This is a genomic window from Bradyrhizobium sp. SZCCHNS1050, assembly GCF_032484785.1.
Taxonomy (GTDB): domain Bacteria; phylum Pseudomonadota; class Alphaproteobacteria; order Rhizobiales; family Xanthobacteraceae; genus Bradyrhizobium.
In genome coordinates this window covers 3,362,808-3,378,792 of the sequence record NZ_JAUETR010000001.1, presented here as the reverse complement: position 1 = coordinate 3,378,792, position 15,985 = coordinate 3,362,808, and the positions used below count along the sequence as shown (strand labels likewise).

The window sequence follows — 15,985 nt, the reverse complement described above, 5'->3', positions numbered from 1 at the left end:
GGCCCCAGCTCGGAGCGAAGATCCGGCAATCCGGCTTTCGGGCATCCACGCGCCGCAATGGGCGGTCTCCATCGGCTCGGCTAGCGGGGCATCATCTTGCCCGCCCAACCCCGTGATCGAGGACTTGCATCATTTGACGTTGACTTTGAAGCGCAGTTCAAGCCGCCGCCTTCTGGGCGGGTAGGTCTCCAGCCGCGAAGTCGCCATAGGTGTGCAGGGGTCGGCCTAGAATTTGGTTCAACCGCTCGACGTCACCGGCAGCGGGGACCATGCCGTCGGTCACCTAGCGAGCGGCCATCAAACGCATCTCGTAAGCCGTCCACTTTGGCGTGAAGGTCGCCATGTATGCCTCGAAAGCGCTCGGATCGTCGCTGACGTAGATGATCGTTCGACCTAGGAGGTCCGTCCAAATCTTCGCAACTTGCGGGCCGGTCGACGTATCGGAGCCGCCTAGATTGATGGTCTCGAGCGGAAGCTTTTCCGAAGCCCGGTCGCGACGGACCAGCTCGATCACGGCAACCTCGGCGATGTCGCGGGCATCGACCATAGCAGCACCCTTGCTTCCGATCGGCATGGGATAGACGCCGTGGTTTGGGACCGAGTCCTTGATCATCAATTCATTGTCGATGCTCTGCCGCCACCGCGTTTTACCTGACCAGCGTCAACATCGCGCTGCAGACCGGCATTCTGATAGCCGGGTTCGGTGTGCAGAGCTTCTGCAGCCGACCATGTATGCCGTATGCGCGCACGTCTACCCGACCACTGTCCAGGCCACGGGCACGGCCTCCGCTCTCGCTTTTGGCCGACTTGGAGCAAGCCCCAGCGCCTTTACCGGAGCAACAGTGATCAAGGCCGGCGGAAAGAACGGCTATCCCCTGATGATGGGTGTCGCCATGACCGGTCTCGCCGTCGTTGGTCGCCACATCCCCGCGCGCAAAATATGACGAGCACATCCTCCGTGACCTACGATACTCAAGCGCGCAGCGCTTCCGAACGCGCCATCTAATCAAATGAGACAGCGGTTTAGCCCCTGAGTCATCCGGAAATTCCGCGAGAAGGCACTCGATGCTGACACCATGATGCCACCCGCTTCCATATGGGATTTGACGCGGCTCGCCAGCGGCGTCTCCCGACGATGCTGTTCGACGACCTCGCAGGCGGCGCCGAGGACGAGCGGACCATTGCGGAAAACGTCGCGGCATTCAGCAAGATCAAGTTGCTGCCGCACCGCCTGCGAGACGTCCGCACGAGAACGACCGATGTCGATCTGCTGGGCACCAGGATCGCTGCCCCTCTCGTGGTTGGACCAACGTGTCTGAACGGCGCGATCTGGCCGAACGGAGACACCGCGCTTGCAACGGCCGCCAAGCGAGCCGGCGTTCCGTTCGGCCTTTCGACGGCCTCCAACGAGCGTCTGGAGACCGTCGCAAAGGTCGGAGGCGAACTCTGGTTCCAACTCTACGTCGTCCATCGGCAGCTCGCGGCGAGCCTTGTCGACCGTGCAGCGAACGCGGGATACGCAGCCCTGATCCTAACCGTCGACGTCCCCGTCAACGGAAAGCGCAAGCGAGACCTCCGGAACGGGTTTCAGATCCCATTGCGCTATTCAGCCCGAACGATCCTCGACGCTCTCACGCATCCGCGATGGACGGCCAGCATTCTCATGAACGGTACGCCAACGCTCGCAAATCTGGCCGCTGACAACGCAACCACACTGCAGGCACAAAATGCACTTCTGCGGCGCGAGAGGGACGCAAGCTTCGATTTGGATGATCTCGCCTGCCTTCGCGATCTCTGGCCGCGACGCCTGCTGGTCAAAGGCGTGTGCCGTCCGGAAGACATCGCGCGCTGCTTTGCTATCGGCACCGATGCGGTGGTGATATCGAACCACGGCGGGCGACAGCTCGACGACTCCGTCTCGCCCATGGAGATTCTGCCCCAGGTCCGCCATCTCGGGCCCGTGCTGGTCGACGGCGGCGTGCGTCGTGGCTCCGATATTGTCAAAGCAATTGCTTTAGGCGCCCAGGCGGTGCTGCTCGGTCGATCCGTCCTCTATGGATTGGCCGCAAGCGGCGAGGCCGCGGCAGCCAAGGCGCTGGCTATTCTTTGTGAGGAGATCGACAGAACGCTGGCGCTCATTGGCTGTCCCGCGGCCTCTCGCCAAGATGAGTCATTCATCGCAGCGTCTGCGCTTTCTCCCGTGACTGGACAGAGCCGCTCGGATCAGAATGATGGATACCAAGTGGATCAAAGCCCCACGCCGATCGACTCAGTGTCAGACAGTGAACGCTTCCGGAATGGCAGAAGTCCTCTATCGGGGTCAACGTTGACTCGCGCGTTCGATCTTGGCCGGCGTGCCATTTCGCGTATCAATGATCCACTCCCTTGTGTGACACTGGGTCCATGCCGAACGCGTGGGTTCCCTTTGTGGTCCAGAGCGCGCGCGCCTGTTCGCGCTGATCGCCCTTAAGTTTCTCCGCGATCCAGATTAGCGCGCCGTAGATCATGGCGCGATCGTCGCCGGTAAGTTCGACGAGGCCGGCTTTGACGACGAGACCACCCAGCTCGATGAGACGCCGTGTACGCTTTCGGCGCTCAACCTGCCACGTACTCGTGTCATGTCGCGCTTTTGCGACCTGATGCCGGTTGCGCGCCGCTCGGTTGCGCAGAAGAGCCGTCTGCGTTGCGGTCAGTTGCTGGCGCATTTCGTCGCGATCGGCTTCGAAAGAACGCGGTGCCGCGCTTGGCCCATGCCTCCTTCTTTCCGGCTTCTTTGGTTTCGGCCAGTACGATCAGCGCACCCGCCAGCTCTTCGGCGGTGAGTGTGTCGGCTCCGGTGGCGATAACGAGTTCACCGAGCTGGCGTACCTTACGGGTTTTCAGGCCGCGCGCCTTGTCTTCAAGTGCCTTCAGGTCCGCATCAAAGTCCCTCGGTTTGCGCATCGTCGTCTCCATGAGTGTTGATGAAGAAACGATAGCTGGGCGGTCGACGCAATGCTTTAGGGTCGTCAGGACGAGCTGAGACGGGATAGTCCCTCCCGATATTTTTTCGAGGGAGGGCGCGCTTATACGTCGTTCCGACGTGCGCTTTGCTGTGCCAGTGATCTGGTCGCGATGGCGATCTATCATCTTCACGTCAAGGTCATTGGCCGAAAGGTCGGGAGCAGTGCGGTGGCATCAGCGGCCTACCGCTCGGCGTCGCGGCTGCGTGACGAGCGGCTCGGCCGTGATCAGGACTTTTCCGCCAAGCGCGGCGTCGTTCATTCCGAGGTGATGCTGCCAGAGAACGCGCCGGAGGCATGGTGCGATCGCGAACGGCTTTGGAATGATGTTGAATCGGCCGAAACCCGCAAGGACGCGCAGCTGGCCCGCGAGGTCGAGTTCGCTCTTCCGCGAGAACTGACTGAGTCGCAGGGCATCGAGCTGGCCCGGGATTTTGTTCGGGGTGAGTTCGTGGGTCTCGGCATGATCGCCGACCTCAACGTGCATTGGGACAGGGCCGAGGACGGCGTGCCCAAGCCCCATGCCCATGTCATGCTGACGATGCGCGCGGTGGACGAGAAGGGTTTTGGCCAGAAGGTACGGGACTGGAACCGCACCGAGATGGTCGAGCGCTGGCGGAAGCGCTGGGCGGAGCTTGCCAATGAGCGGCTGGCCGAGCTCGACATCGACGCGCGGATCGACCATCGCAGTCTGGAAGCCCAGGGCATCGCGCTGGAGCCGCAAAGCCAGATCGGTGCACCGGCAAAACGCATCGAGGTTCAGGGCATTGCAGGCGAAGGGGGTGAAGCCGACCGCGCCGAGATGCACCGCGAGATCGCGCGGAACAATGGCGTACAGATCATCGCCGATCCCTCTGTCGGGCTGGATGCTATCACCCATCAGCAATCGACGTTCACACGCCGGGACTTGGCCAAGTTCGCGCACCGGCACAGCGACGGGCTCGATCAGTTCAACCAGGTGGTAGGCGCGATGCAGGGAGCGCCCGATCTGATCGAACTCGGCAAGGATGCCCGCGGAGAGGATCGGTTCACCACCCGCGGAATGATCGAGGCGGAACAGCGCCTGCACCAGTCCGCTGAACGGATGGCGGAACGGGAGCGCCACGGGGTGCGCGACGTGGACCGCCGAGCCGTCTTAGCGCGGGCGGAAGCGCGTGGTCTGGTCCTTTCTGGTGAACAGACAGAGGCATTGGCGCATGTCACGAACGGACGCGATCTCAGCGTCGTTCTCGGCCATGCCGGGACGGGAAAGAGCGCGATGCTGGGGGTGGCGCGGGACGCCTGGGAGGCAGCCGGCTTCGAGGTTCGGGGCGCGGCGCTGTCCGGCATTGCCGCAGAAAACCTCGGAAGCGGATCGGGCATTGCGTCGCGCACGATCGCCAGCCTGGAGCATGGCTGGGAACAAGGCCGTGATCGGCTCAGATCCAGTGATGTGCTGGTGATCGACGAGGCGGGGATGGTCGGCACGCGCCAGCTCGAGCGCGTGCTGTCCCATGCAGCCGAAGCTGGCGCAAAGGTGGTGCTGGTCGGCGATCCGCAACAATTACAGGCCATCGAGGCGGGCGCGGCGTTCCGCTCCATCCATGAGCGTCACGGCGGCGCGGAAATCGGAGAGGTGCGCCGCCAGCGCCAGGACTGGCAGCGCGAGGCCACGCGCGATCTGGCAACCGGCAAAGTGGGCCAGGCGCTCGGAGCCTACCGCGCTTACGGCACGGTGCACGAGGCCCAGACCCGCAAGCAGGCGCGCGGCGATCTGATCGAGCGCTGGGACCGCGACCGGCAGGCGTCGCCGGACCGCAGCCGGATCATCCTGACCCACACCAACGACGAGGTCCGCGCCCTGAACGAGGCAGCGCGCGAGCGGATGCGGGCCGCGGGCGATCTGGGCGACGAGGTGCATGTGACGGTCGTGCGCGGCGCGAGAACCTTCGCCAGCGGCGATCGCGTCATGTTCCTGCAGAACGAGCGCGGGCTTGGCGTGAAGAATGGCACGCTCGGGACCATCGAGCAGGTCAGCGCGCAATCCATGACCGTGCAGACCGACGATGGCCGATCCGTGCGTTTCGACCTCAAGGATTACAACCGGATTGACCATGGCTATGCCGCCACGATCCACAAGGCCCAGGGCATGACGGTCGACCGCGTCCATGTGCTGGCAACGCCGGGTATGGACGCCCATAGCAGCTATGTCGCACTGTCGCGGCATCGTGACGGGGTGGACCTGCATTATGGTCGCGACGATTTTGCCAATGCGGACCGGCTCACCCGCGCCCTGTCGCGCGACCGCGCCAAGGATATGGCCTCGGATTACGACTTGGCCGATCCGGTCCAGAGCTATGCCGAACGGCGCGGGATCGCGTTCCGCGAGCGCTCGGTCGAGATAGTGCGCAAGATCGTGCCGGAGAAGCTGCGCGATATATTCGACGGCCTGCGCTCGCCTGCAGATGCCCTCCGGCTGGATGGCGGACGCAAGCCGGAGCAGGCATCGCCGGAAAGGGAAGCGAAGCGGACGGGAGCCGACCGGCGCGACATCGAAGCGCCGGAAAGGCAGGTGGCCGAAGAGCCGGGCGAGGAATTGCGTCGCTTGCGCACTCGGGCACTCGTCCGCCATGCCCGCGCAGTCGATGCCATCGTCACAGCGCAGGAGATGGGCGGCGCGGCCACACCTGCGCAGGTCAAAGAGCTGCAGAAGGCTCGGCAGGCCTTCGAGCAGGTGCGACCCTATGGCTCACATGACGCCGAGTCAGCCTACAAGCAGAACCCCGAGCTGGCCCGTGAGGCCGCCGGCGGCCAGGTCGGGCGCGCCGTGCGCGCACTCCAGCTCGAGACCGAGCTGCGCACCGATCCAAGCCGCCGCGCTGACCGCTTCGTGGAGCGCTGGCAGAAACTCGACCAAGCTAGCCGGCACCAATATCAGGTCGGCGACATGTCCGGCTACAAGGCGACCCGCTCTGCAATGGGCGACATAGCGAGAAGCCTCGAACGTGATCCACAACTGGAATCCATCCTCGCCAGCCGTAAGAACGACCTTGGCATCGCGTTCGAGTCAGGCCGACGGCTCGGCCAGCAACTGGCTCTCGCCCATGGCATCGATCTCGGCAGAGGCCGGGGCATTACAATTTGACCCATCCTGTTTGCCGCCGGCTCTACGCCACAACCGACACCGCACGAGGATCCTCTTGTCTGCCTCCAACTGCTTGGCGTGTCTGATCTCAGAAGCATCAGAAACAACCAGGAAGGGGCAGCGCGGCCATGCGCGAACCAGACCGCATCATCCGGCTAAGGACCGTCCTCGCCAGGACCGGACTCTCCCGATCCACCATCTACCGTAAGATTGCTGAGGGCACGTTCCCAGCTCAGATCAAGATCAGCGTCAACGGGACCGGCTGGCATGAATCCGAGATCAACTGTTGGATCGCAGATCCGGTAGGATGGCGTCCAACATTAAATTCGATGACAACTGAAGAAGCACTGCTGCCGCAACGCGGGTGAGCTCAATATAGCCAATCACTTTCTGCAACGGCTATCCAGTTAGATCACCGCGGCGAAGCTTCTGCTGCATGGCCACGCTTGGTAACTTTAGAGGATCGACCTGGGCTCGAGTCGCCTCGAAGGGAAGCGACACTCCTGCGACACAGCACACTGCATCCACCAGGAGCCGAAATGCTCGGGCTTCGAGGTCTAGACAATCCGGTGACACGGTCCAGTAGTGCGAGACAATGTGGGCTGCCAGACGAGCCTTTACCGCGATCCCCTTTATGCCATCAGCCGGAGTCGATAGGATCGCGCGCTCCAGAGGCTCCATGCTAGCCAAGAACGCTTCGATATGAGCCATCGAAGCAGCTTCATCCATTTCCAATAACGAAAGCTCTCGAGTCGCAGCATCATATTGCTTACCAAGCGCAATCAGCTTTGCGTCGTGCCGCCTTGGACGCGACGCTCGGCGAATACTGCAGCGCGGCAGATCTCGGATATTGCCCATGACCTGAAACCTGCTCCAAGCTCAGATTGCCCCATCAGCATCCTGAGGCGTTGAGCAATGTACCTCATAGTCGTCATTTTGATACCTATAGCAAGTCGCCTTATAAGCGTCAATCGGCTGGATATGCGTCGTGGAAAAGCGAGCCCATAGACGCCGAGCGCGGGAGATCCTGGCCCGTAACATGCGAATGTTGCGAGCGGCCCAGGGTATTAGCCAGGAGACGCTGTCACACGACGCTGAAATCAACCGAACCTACGTCAGTTCGGTAGAGCGCTGTGAACGAAATGTGTCGATCGACAACATCGAAAAGATCGCCAAGGCATTAAAGATCGAAGTTTGGAAGTTGCTGAAGCCAGATTTACTGGATGCTTAGCTCTTCGGATTAACAGTGGCGCTCTACATATTCTCGCAAGCTGATCTGCTGGCGAAGAAATAGAAAATGATCGAACACGTTCAAGATCTTTAAGTAACTCGACGTCGACTGCATGACGGTTGGTAGCTTGCGGATGGCTTGGCGGTAGATTGGCCGAAGCTTCGCGCGTTGATCTCATCTGCGAGACTGGCAACAAGTGACGACGTCGCGCGCGGTAGTAGCCCGCACGCATAGCGGCACTCACAAGAGCTTGGGCCGAACGGCGGTCGGCGCCTTAGAGGAGACGAGGGCTAGCTTTCGCTCTCTAGGGAACCTGGGCATATACGACAGCGCCATTAGGGAGGGGAGAAACAAGGACCAATTCGGGGGAGCGGCCGCGGAGGGCGGTAGGGCGAGGATTCGAACCCCCGTCAACTCTCCGACCTGGACGCCATCTCCTGCCGGGAGCGGCGCCGCCCGCAAGCACGCATGTCGCTCAGCAAAACCGTTTGAAAAACCGTTTTAGTTTCCACATTTCAAACGGCGATTTTGGCTAAGCCGTTGATTTAATGGCGCGCCCGGAACGATTCGAACGTCCGACCCTCAGATTCGTAGTATGAATTTGACGCTTTCAGACGGCACGCGGCGGTACCCCGCCACACTCTCGCCCTCCAAGTAAGATACTGATCAGCCATGTATTTTCGTGTCGCAGCGTAGTCTGGCGTGATTCGACCTCGATAATTCTCATCGAGAACTTCCCCAGACTAAACCCAGACTAAGATGGTGAAGGTACCAATGGCTGATCAGCGTGAGATTCTCACCGATAAGAGCATTGCGCGCCTGTGCGCAAGGGAAAAGCAGTACAAGGTGCGCGACAGCGAGCTTCCGGGGTTTTTCGTCCTGGTCGGCAAGCGCCGGAAGACTTTCATGGCGCAAGGGGAGTTCTGGCGCGACGGCGTTCGTGAATTCAGTGCCCAGGTAAAGCTCGGCGAGCTTGGCGAGATGACCACGCGTCAGGCGCGTGGCAAGGCCAAGGAAGCACTAGGTTCGATCGCCAAAGGCCAGCGTCCTGGTGAAGCTCTGAAAATTAAACCCGGTTCAATGACGCTTCGACAGGCCTGGGAGCGGTATCGCGATGCGCACATGGAACGCAAAGGCCGAAACCCAGGGACCATTGGAAACTATCGAGATCACATGGAGCGGCTGTTCAAGGATTGGCTCGACAATCCGCTTGCTCGGCTTGGCCGCCAGCCCAATCTTGTCGTTGAACGCCACGACAAGATTACGAAGGAAAACGGCCCCTATATTGCCAACGGAGCCCTGCGCAGTCTGCGGGCAGTCTACAACCACGCCCGGAAGAGCAATACCGATTTGCCTGCCGCAAATCCCGTCTCCGCTATCGATTGGAACAAAGAACATCGGCGCAACACGGGAATGGGCCCGAACGACATCAGCGGCTGGCTTAAGGAGCTGCGCGCAATGGACAATCCGCTAAGGCGGGAATTTCACCTTTTGACGCTCCTCAGTGGATCACGACCAACAGCGCTTAAGAAGATCCGAATGGAGCATATCGATCTACAAGGAAGGCTCATCCATATCCCGAAGCCCAAGGGTGGCGAGGAGAAGGCGTTCGACATCCCACTATCGCGACCGATGATCCGCTGCGTAATCCGAGCAATCAGGTGGGGGCGTATCATGTATCCCGAGCAAGGGGAATTATGGTTGTTTCCAGCCGACAGTGAACTAGGACATCTCGTGGAGCACAAGGAAGATCGAAATGTCCTTTCTAAATGGGGCAACGATCTGCGGCAGAGCTATCGCACGCTTGCACAAGCGGCAGGTGTTTCGGAGCTCGACATTCATCTGTTGATGAACCATTCGCTTCCCGGCGTGAACGCCGGGTACATCACGCGTGATCGCTTGTTAAGGGATCACCTGCGTCACCAGCAGCAAAGAATATCAGAGCTGGTTGTGCATGGCTTCGAGGTGAAACGTGATCTTCGTTTGTTTGGATGGCTCTTAAGTGCAAAGGTGGAGGGGCCGGCGCGGCGGTTCGAATTAGAAATCAGATCTGCGAAAACGCTGATGGCAGCGTAGAGCGTAGGCTTCGAGACGCCGCCACCTTGACGGCGATTCTCTTCGAAGATCCGCCATCCGTCTCCGCGCTCAGGACTCTACGGCTGCAACTTAGCTAGGACACCGCCGAATTTACCGAGGTCACTACTGCCGCCGCATAGATGCTTTCTTTCGGTTAGAAGGAATGGATACAGCTAGAACAGTTTTGCCGAGGGAGCGCCCGCCTGGAATTACTCACCCCTTATCTATTTTTACCGCTCAGCTCACGTATCATTCTACGTCAAATGTATTCGGTCCAGCCGCAGGCAGTGGATGCACAGCGATATCGAAGCTGCTAAAAGCAATTAGGCTTGAGACAAACTGCAGCAAAAATCCAATCGGAATGTTAAGCTTCGATACGAGCTCAGGATCGTCGATTGAAAGCGGTTGCGGTTGCGTCAGTTGCAAGCGAGCTAAGAGATTATTGACGTCCCCAGGCTCTAAATTATGAGCGAGTCTATTTCGAAAAGTATTGAGCGCCTCCAGCGCATCCCAGCATAACTCGACGTGCTCAATAGGCTGTCCCTCAGCCGTTCTTCGGATACAGAACGCCCGCGCAAGCATGATGTTCTGAATGAAACGAAGATTCAGCCTGTCGTATTGCTCGGGGCTGGGAAAGAGCCTTCGCAATTGATTATAAAGCTCCTCCTCTAACAACAAATGTGCTTTCAATACCAACAAGGTCAGGTCGGAAATGCCATCAAACAGGCTATCCGCACGTTCCAGGATGTCAAATCCGAGCGGCTCGTCTTTCTTGGCCATCCAATCCCCCATGAGTGCACGAGTCTGTTGAGCTATGTTTTGTGAAGTTTTTCGAACCGGTTGGCCGCAGCTTACATTAGCCTACCGATCGCTAACACCGATCGTATTGCATATCGCCCGTTGGTCGCGCAGAATCTTACGTTCGCAGTCTGACGATAAGGGGTTTGCGCCATACTCGTTCGTTGCCTAAGAAGCCCGCTCAGCAATCGGCGCGAACGCTTCGGTGGGCAGCGCCTCGCGGACGAGATTACGCTTCGCTGTAGATTATGAGGTCGGAGCCTTCTCGGCCTCCTCCTCGAAAGCTTTTTGAAGTCGTATCAATTTTGGTCGTTTACAAGAGCGGGCACGGGAAGGGATACGATAAACGGGAGGCTAGGTTTTCAGAAGGCAGCTCGGAACATAACCGGGGTCTCGATACTCGAACAACTGGACCTTCCCGATCGATGTAAGCTGCTGACCGAGAAAGACCGAGAGAGCGAACGGCCCATAGAAGAAGAGCCTCGTCATGCGAAGCTGGCGCGCCTTCAAGAGTTTGCCGAGCTCCTCCCGAACCGCCATCGCCATCGCCATCGCGACGGCATCGCTATTGACCTTGCCCCTCGGGCTTAATCCAGCTTGAAGTTCGTTCTGGCCCCAACGAGGACCAGAGCATGAAGCGCAGCCGCTTTACGGAAGAGCAGATCATCGGGATTTTGAAGGAGCACGAGGCCGGCGTTCCGGTCGCCGATCTCTGCCGCAAGCATGGCGTGAGCGACGCCAGCATTTACAAGTGGAAGGCCAAGTTCGGCGGAATGGACGTCTCGGAGGCCAAGCGGCTGAAGACGCTGGAGGACGAGAACACGCGGCTCAAGCGGCTGCTGGCGGACGCCATGCTGGACAATGCCGCCCTGAAGGATCTCCTTGGAAAGAAGTGGTAACGCCCGCTGCGAAGCGGAAACGGCAGCGAGCTCACCAGCAATGCCATCCTGACATGGGCCGATCAGAGCCGCATCGCCTGGCACTACATCGCACCGGGGAAACCCATGCAGAACGCCTTCATCGAGAGCTTCAACGGCCGCCTGCGGGACGAACTGCTGAACGAGACGCTGTTCACCTCGCTCGCCCAGGCCCGCGTTGCGCTCCGATGCTGGCAGGCCGACTATAACGACGCTCGACCGCACTCCCAGCTCGGATGGAAGACGCCATCCGAGTTCGCCACCACCTGCAATCCGCATCGGGATCTAGCGCTGCGCTATGCCGTGAGCTCCGCGCCAGCTCCCGCCGCTACCACCGCCCGGATGGGCACATCCAACCGCCCGAACGAACTCAGATCTGGATAAAAACTTGGGGGCAAGGTCATGCGCGAGTTCAATAAAGGATGGCGGAGCACTTTGAGGAGCGCGGCCCGTCGGCTAAGCTGAACCCTCTTATTTCCGGACCAGCATCAACCTGCACGGTGGGTCGAGCGGCGGTCCCGTCTTCGACGCCGCCGGGCGCGTGTTCGGGATCGCATCATGCAGCTACGCCGCCGCGACCGACATCGCGTTCGTCACGCCGGCCCACGCGCTTCTGGATCTGGAGATACCGGAGCATATTTCGGACGCGGCAGCGGGCGGACCGAAGACGAGGATGCGGTATCTCGGCGAGCGAGGACTGATCGCAATGGACACAATTGTGACCTTGGCGAAAGGGACCGAGGGCGATGTTTGAAGACGACGCCGGTGTTCTCCGAACTGCTTTGGAGGCAGTCTCGAAGGACTACAAGCGGCAGGAGCCGAAGCCGACGCTGCTCGGCGGCGGCCCGAGTGCCGGCGCCCTCGCCACGCTAGTGGCCGCGATCGAACGATCCGAAGCCTATCGCGCAATCGCAGGCAAGGTTCTGTTCAGCGGCGGCTCGGGACCAGTCATTGACGCCCATGGTCTGGCTGTACGGTTTTTCGACAAAGGCGTCCATTTCGCCGACGACGTCGACGGCGCGACTTCCTGGCTTACGCGCCTGATGACCACGCGCGAAACGACGGGTCTCTTCAAGGCTGCTTTCTGGGGATTGCGGATCGATCGCGAAGTTGTCATAGGGCCGCAGTCGCGCTTGATGCCGTTCGACTCTCTTACCGAGTCCCACATGAAAAGAAGGATCCTTGATCGGGCGCACCCCTGCTATGACGGGTCGCAGTGGCTCCTGCAGACATATTATGACCGTCCGACGGCTGCGTTCGTCGAGACGCTTCTGAATTTTCCCTACATCCGAGGCGACGCGGCGGCCTTCGAAGTCATGAACGGCGCAATGCGGAAGGTAGACGAGCTCTCCATCGTTCTTCAGGCCTCCTGCGTCGGCAGTCCTGTCGCCGTCGCATGCTGGTTCGAATACGCGGACAGAGAACTCGAATGGGCTGAGTGGGAGAACAGCCTGACCTGGCTGCTGCCCGAGATCCATCCATCCGTTAAGCTCGCGGTGGCGGCCGATGGCGATCGGATCACCACGAGTACCGGGAGATATGCAGGACTGGTCGGCGATCAACGCTCGCGGCTCCTCCGATCGATGGAGAGATTCCGTCTGAGCCAATCCCGCAAACAGTCGATCGATCGTGTCCTGGATCTCGCGCTCGCCTTCGAGATCGCCTTGAGCGAGCTGGGCGACAATGCTCCGCCGAGCTGGAAGGTAAGCGTGAGGTGCGCACAACTGGTCGGCGGACAGGTCGACGTGCGTTCGCGAAATCGGCAGGCGATCGCCTCGCTCTATGAACTTCGAAATCAAGCCACACACGGAGGCTCGTTGAAACCGCGAAGTGGAATGACCGTCGAAGCGATATTGCAGGATGGCTTCACCTTGTACGTGTCTGCGATCGGAAAGCTGCTCGATCTCGGCACCAAGCCGGACTGGAAGACCGTGGAGTTGGAGCCTCTTGCTTAGTCGACAACAGCATTCTAGCGGTCGCGCCGGTCGCCTCGTGCCAAATATACCGGCTCGTCTTATAAATCCGAGCCCAGAGAGAGGCTGCCTCTGAGTGAGCGACATGAGCGACGACCCGTTTTTCGGTCTGTCTGAAGAAAGCACCTGGAACGCCTGCATCGGGAAACAGGGCGACGAACTTCACTATGTCGAAGGTTATCTAGAAGCCGCGTGCGAGCTCGCCAACGCGGTGATCGACCAGAACATGCTCGCCAAACGAGACACGCTCGTCCTTCCGATTCTCTACAATGCACGCCATGCCATCGAACTCGTCCTCAAATTCGTCGCCGGGCAGCTGTTCGATTGCGGCGTCATCGCGCAGCGGCATGCGGCCAATCACGATATCAAGGGACATTGGGACCACCTGGTCGCGGCCGGCGTCGCCGATGAAGCGATACGGAACCACCTGAAGGCCCTGGAGCGCTTCGTCGTCAGCCTCGATCGGATAGACGATGACGGACAGGAATTGCGGTACCACATCAACCGCGACGGCGAGACGAGCCTCAAGGGAGAATCCTTGGCGAACATCGTCGTCATCCGCGACAGCCTCAAGGAACTGTCGTCGGTAGTCGATGGAATAATGCACCGAACGATCGGCTTCGTCGCCGAGCGGAAGAGTGGCACGTACACGTCCCGCTGCTCGCGCGCGGATCTCCGTGAAATCGCTGGCATGATGCCTCCCCTCGCCGACTGGGGCAGCGACGCCTTTACCGAGGCGAAGAATGCCGTGAAGGCGCGCTTCGCGCTCAGCAACACCCAATTCAGCAAAGCCATCGATGCGATCAAGGCCAACCGCGAATTCTACGGGATGATCGGCGGCGAGACCGATCTTCCTTCTTTGCTCGACGACGAGGTAATGCTCGTCGTCGAGAAATGGCGCACCCTCCACGCCGACCGCGCGGGAAGGGAGCCTGAGGTCGTCCAAGGGAGCCGCTTCAGGTCGGCGGGTCTGATCGCGAACATAAAGAAGAGACGCGAATGCGTGGATGCCCTAAGCGAGACGATCACCAGTCACGAAGCCGCGGACCTCGAAGCACTCTTCTATCTGGGCCGCGGGGATTTCTATCCGGAGCTCTTCGAAGAACGGGCCGCGGCCTATCTGAAATCCCTAGGCGACGGCGCGGAGTTGCGGACTCGTACCGCGCGAATGTTGGACAAGACGAACCTGCTCACCTGTCTCGAACGGGGCGCGCGTCGGGCGGGACGACTTTCTCTCGCCAAGCGGCTGAGCGCGCCGCCGGCCGAGAAGACTCCGGCGCAAGACGAGTGAACTCGCAGGCGAGGGGCTGATGGCCGGCAAGGTCGTGGTGTCGCAATTCACGGGAGCACTCGCGAAGCTGAACGGCTCGACGGACATAACCGCCACGCGGGCCGACATAATCCGGTCGCTGCTGACAGTCGGCTATCCGAGCCGCAAGAAGGCGTCCCGCAAAGTCGGTCCTTGGCGAATCCGAATGCTTTCCGCGATGGCGTACGGCTACCTCGATCGGGCACTGCGCACGACGGCATACTTCCGCAATCTAGAGCAGACGGAGAAGGTGGGCGTCTCTTTCCTGCTGGGCCAGGCTTTCACGCATTGGTTCGCACAGGACCGGATGGACATCGAATTTCTCCTTCACGTCGCCGGTTTCGAATCGACGACTTGGGGCACATCGTCCGCTGCGGCATCGCCGAAGACGGGAGCTTCACCTCCATCGCTGAAGAGTCGACCCGACTTCATCGGCGTGAAGAAGGCCGAGATGCACGTGTTTGAGAGCAAGGGTCGCGTCCGCCGGCCAGCACAGACCGCGATCGGCAAGGCCCTCGGGCAAGTCTCTGCGCTTCGCTCGGTTAACGGCACCCAACCCGCGACCCGCTGCGCGACGTTCTTCACGCTGAAGGCCTCAGGCGCCGAAGGACAAGTCATCGATCCCGAAGGAAACGTGAACGGCATCAAAGTGACGTTCGACGAGTGGGAAATGATCACCGAGGCCTATTCGTTCTTTCTCGATAGCGAGAACGCCGTCCTGCTGGACGCAGCGAGCGAAGGCTACGTCGGGCGGGAGATCGACGACGGGGTATTTTTTGCGATCGACAAGCAGGTCCTGAGCGTGGCCGCCGGACCGGCCCCCGCATCGGCATCCGAACGTCAACAGCGGCTGGACGAGGCGTTCGATATCCTCGCTCATCGCGCAAGCCACTATCGGGAGCGCCGTACTGAAGAGGTTTCTCCGGGACCAGACGGAACGCTCCTGATCGATCGACGACAAGGCGGAATTCGACCGCGCCGCAAGAAGGTGTGACGGCCTGCGCACTCGACGCGATGAGCCTCCGGCGAGGTCGGGATTCTCCGCGGCACGGTCATCAACCATCCCTCAAATTGTCGATCTCAAGGCGGCGTCACGTGCGACCTCGCAGCGGCATCAGTTCGTCAATCGCTTGCGCTCTTCAGTCCTTAGCAGGGGCAATTCGATCAGCCGTCGGATGAACGAGCGGATCGTGCCGTTAAACGGTATCGCTTATACCGTCGCATCAAGGTCGCGACCGGGTTCCGGTTTTTGTTCGTGAAGCGAAGACCGTATCGACGGCATGGTACAGGAAACTGGCGCGCTGTTCGTCGAGCCGTTTGGTCGCCTCCCGCAGGAATTCTTCCCTCCGCCAATCGGAGCGTTCGCGCACGTCGCTCCGCTCATGGACTCGATACGACAGCCCGTTAAAGCGAGGATAAACGTACGACCGGAGGAAGCGGAGGTTGTTCTGCCTGCACTTTTCATGGACGGAACCATCACCGGACGGGATGGAATGCAGCACAGGAAAAAGGGAAGAAAACAGACGATAGGAAGTCGCGGACTGATGCACGCGCG

Annotated in this window: 12 protein-coding genes and 4 pseudogenes; 11 read left to right on the top strand and 5 right to left on the bottom strand. The window is 60.3% G+C overall.

Annotated features, from left to right (window positions below):
- Positions 1-157 precede the first annotated feature (157 nt).
- A pseudogene (locus QX094_RS15255) lies at positions 158-628 on the bottom strand (NmrA/HSCARG family protein); the annotation flags it as partial.
- On the opposite strand from QX094_RS15255, the gene QX094_RS15250 reads away from it, so the two are divergent.
- Complete coding sequence (locus QX094_RS15250; protein WP_316187990.1) at positions 606-944, top strand: hypothetical protein; 339 nt, start codon at positions 606-608, stop codon at positions 942-944. The pseudogene QX094_RS15255 and the gene QX094_RS15250 sit on opposite strands and share 23 nt — an antisense overlap.
- 152 nt (positions 945-1,096) lie before the next feature.
- Positions 1,097-2,470 carry an alpha-hydroxy-acid oxidizing protein gene (locus tag QX094_RS15245; RefSeq protein WP_316187989.1) on the top strand — a complete coding sequence of 458 codons (1,374 nt, stop codon included), beginning with the start codon at positions 1,097-1,099 and terminating at the stop codon, positions 2,468-2,470.
- Here QX094_RS15245 and QX094_RS15240 read toward each other — a convergent pair.
- Both QX094_RS15240 and QX094_RS15235 read right to left on the bottom strand, forming a co-directional pair.
- Positions 2,370-2,705, bottom strand: coding sequence for a conjugal transfer protein TraD (locus tag QX094_RS15240; RefSeq protein ID WP_316187988.1), 336 nt, complete (start codon positions 2,703-2,705; stop codon positions 2,370-2,372). The genes QX094_RS15245 and QX094_RS15240 overlap by 101 nt on opposite strands.
- Positions 2,617-2,943, bottom strand: a complete 327-nt coding sequence (locus QX094_RS15235) for a conjugal transfer protein TraD (protein WP_316187987.1) — start codon at positions 2,941-2,943, stop codon at positions 2,617-2,619. Before QX094_RS15235 ends, QX094_RS15240 begins: the two co-directional genes overlap by 89 nt.
- A gap of 171 nt (positions 2,944-3,114) precedes the next feature.
- On the opposite strand from QX094_RS15235, the gene traA reads away from it, so the two are divergent.
- The 4 genes from traA to QX094_RS15215 all read left to right on the top strand — a co-directional run bounded on the left by traA (position 3,115) and on the right by QX094_RS15215 (position 9,433).
- Positions 3,115-6,126 (top strand): Ti-type conjugative transfer relaxase TraA, encoded by a 3,012-nt coding sequence (gene traA / locus QX094_RS15230; RefSeq protein WP_316187986.1) that lies wholly within the window; start codon positions 3,115-3,117, stop codon positions 6,124-6,126.
- A 128-nt stretch (positions 6,127-6,254) separates the two neighbouring features.
- On the top strand, positions 6,255-6,494 hold the full coding sequence (locus tag QX094_RS15225; RefSeq protein ID WP_315715366.1) for an AlpA family transcriptional regulator: 240 nt from the start codon (positions 6,255-6,257) through the stop codon (positions 6,492-6,494).
- 620 nt (positions 6,495-7,114) lie between these two features.
- The gene (locus QX094_RS15220) at positions 7,115-7,357 is read left to right on the top strand and encodes a helix-turn-helix transcriptional regulator (RefSeq protein WP_315715365.1); all 243 of its coding nucleotides are present in this window, start codon (positions 7,115-7,117) and stop codon (positions 7,355-7,357) included.
- A 774-nt stretch (positions 7,358-8,131) separates the two neighbouring features.
- Entirely contained in the window at positions 8,132-9,433 is a 1,302-nt protein-coding gene (locus QX094_RS15215) for an integrase family protein (RefSeq protein WP_316187985.1), read from the top strand.
- A 249-nt stretch (positions 9,434-9,682) separates the two neighbouring features.
- Here the strand turns inward: QX094_RS15215 and QX094_RS15210 are convergent, their stop codons facing one another.
- Both QX094_RS15210 and QX094_RS34565 read right to left on the bottom strand, forming a co-directional pair.
- A complete protein-coding gene (locus QX094_RS15210; RefSeq protein WP_316187984.1) occupies positions 9,683-10,213 on the bottom strand; it encodes a hypothetical protein in 531 nt (176 codons plus the stop codon).
- Positions 10,214-10,585: 372 nt separating this feature from the next.
- Positions 10,586-10,801 (bottom strand): annotated as a pseudogene (locus QX094_RS34565) (SAVED domain-containing protein); the annotation flags it as partial.
- Positions 10,802-10,863: 62 nt separating this feature from the next.
- Between QX094_RS34565 and QX094_RS15205 the strand changes: the two are divergent.
- The 5 genes and pseudogenes from QX094_RS15205 (at position 10,864) to QX094_RS15190 (ending at position 15,424) form a co-directional block, all read left to right on the top strand.
- Positions 10,864-11,532 (top strand): annotated as a pseudogene (locus QX094_RS15205) (integrase core domain-containing protein).
- A 94-nt stretch (positions 11,533-11,626) separates the two neighbouring features.
- Positions 11,627-11,902: pseudogene (locus QX094_RS34560) on the top strand (hypothetical protein); the annotation flags it as partial.
- Positions 11,895-13,103: a HEPN domain-containing protein gene (locus tag QX094_RS15200; RefSeq protein ID WP_316187983.1), complete on the top strand. Its 1,209-nt coding sequence runs from the start codon at positions 11,895-11,897 to the stop codon at positions 13,101-13,103. The pseudogene QX094_RS34560 and the gene QX094_RS15200, both read left to right, overlap by 8 nt.
- A 103-nt stretch (positions 13,104-13,206) precedes the next feature.
- On the top strand, positions 13,207-14,412 hold the full coding sequence (locus tag QX094_RS15195) for a hypothetical protein (RefSeq protein WP_316187982.1): 1,206 nt from the start codon (positions 13,207-13,209) through the stop codon (positions 14,410-14,412).
- Between the two features lie 19 nt (positions 14,413-14,431).
- Positions 14,432-15,424, top strand: coding sequence for a hypothetical protein (locus QX094_RS15190; protein WP_316187981.1), 993 nt, complete (start codon positions 14,432-14,434; stop codon positions 15,422-15,424).
- The last annotated feature ends 561 nt before the right edge of the window (positions 15,425-15,985 follow it).

Coding starts and splice junctions, on each gene's coding strand:
- QX094_RS15245 (WP_316187989.1), top strand. CDS start 1,097: ATGGGATTTGACGCGGCTCGCCAGCGGCGTCTCCCGACGATGCTGTTC.
- QX094_RS15240 (WP_316187988.1), bottom strand. CDS start 2,705: ATGCGCCAGCAACTGACCGCAACGCAGACGGCTCTTCTGCGCAACCGA.
- QX094_RS15235 (WP_316187987.1), bottom strand. CDS start 2,943: ATGCGCAAACCGAGGGACTTTGATGCGGACCTGAAGGCACTTGAAGAC.
- traA (WP_316187986.1), top strand. CDS start 3,115: ATGGCGATCTATCATCTTCACGTCAAGGTCATTGGCCGAAAGGTCGGG.
- QX094_RS15225 (WP_315715366.1), top strand. CDS start 6,255: ATGCGCGAACCAGACCGCATCATCCGGCTAAGGACCGTCCTCGCCAGG.
- QX094_RS15215 (WP_316187985.1), top strand. CDS start 8,132: ATGGCTGATCAGCGTGAGATTCTCACCGATAAGAGCATTGCGCGCCTG.
- QX094_RS15210 (WP_316187984.1), bottom strand. CDS start 10,213: ATGGCCAAGAAAGACGAGCCGCTCGGATTTGACATCCTGGAACGTGCG.
- QX094_RS15200 (WP_316187983.1), top strand. CDS start 11,895: ATGTTTGAAGACGACGCCGGTGTTCTCCGAACTGCTTTGGAGGCAGTC.
- QX094_RS15195 (WP_316187982.1), top strand. CDS start 13,207: ATGAGCGACGACCCGTTTTTCGGTCTGTCTGAAGAAAGCACCTGGAAC.
- QX094_RS15190 (WP_316187981.1), top strand. CDS start 14,432: ATGGCCGGCAAGGTCGTGGTGTCGCAATTCACGGGAGCACTCGCGAAG.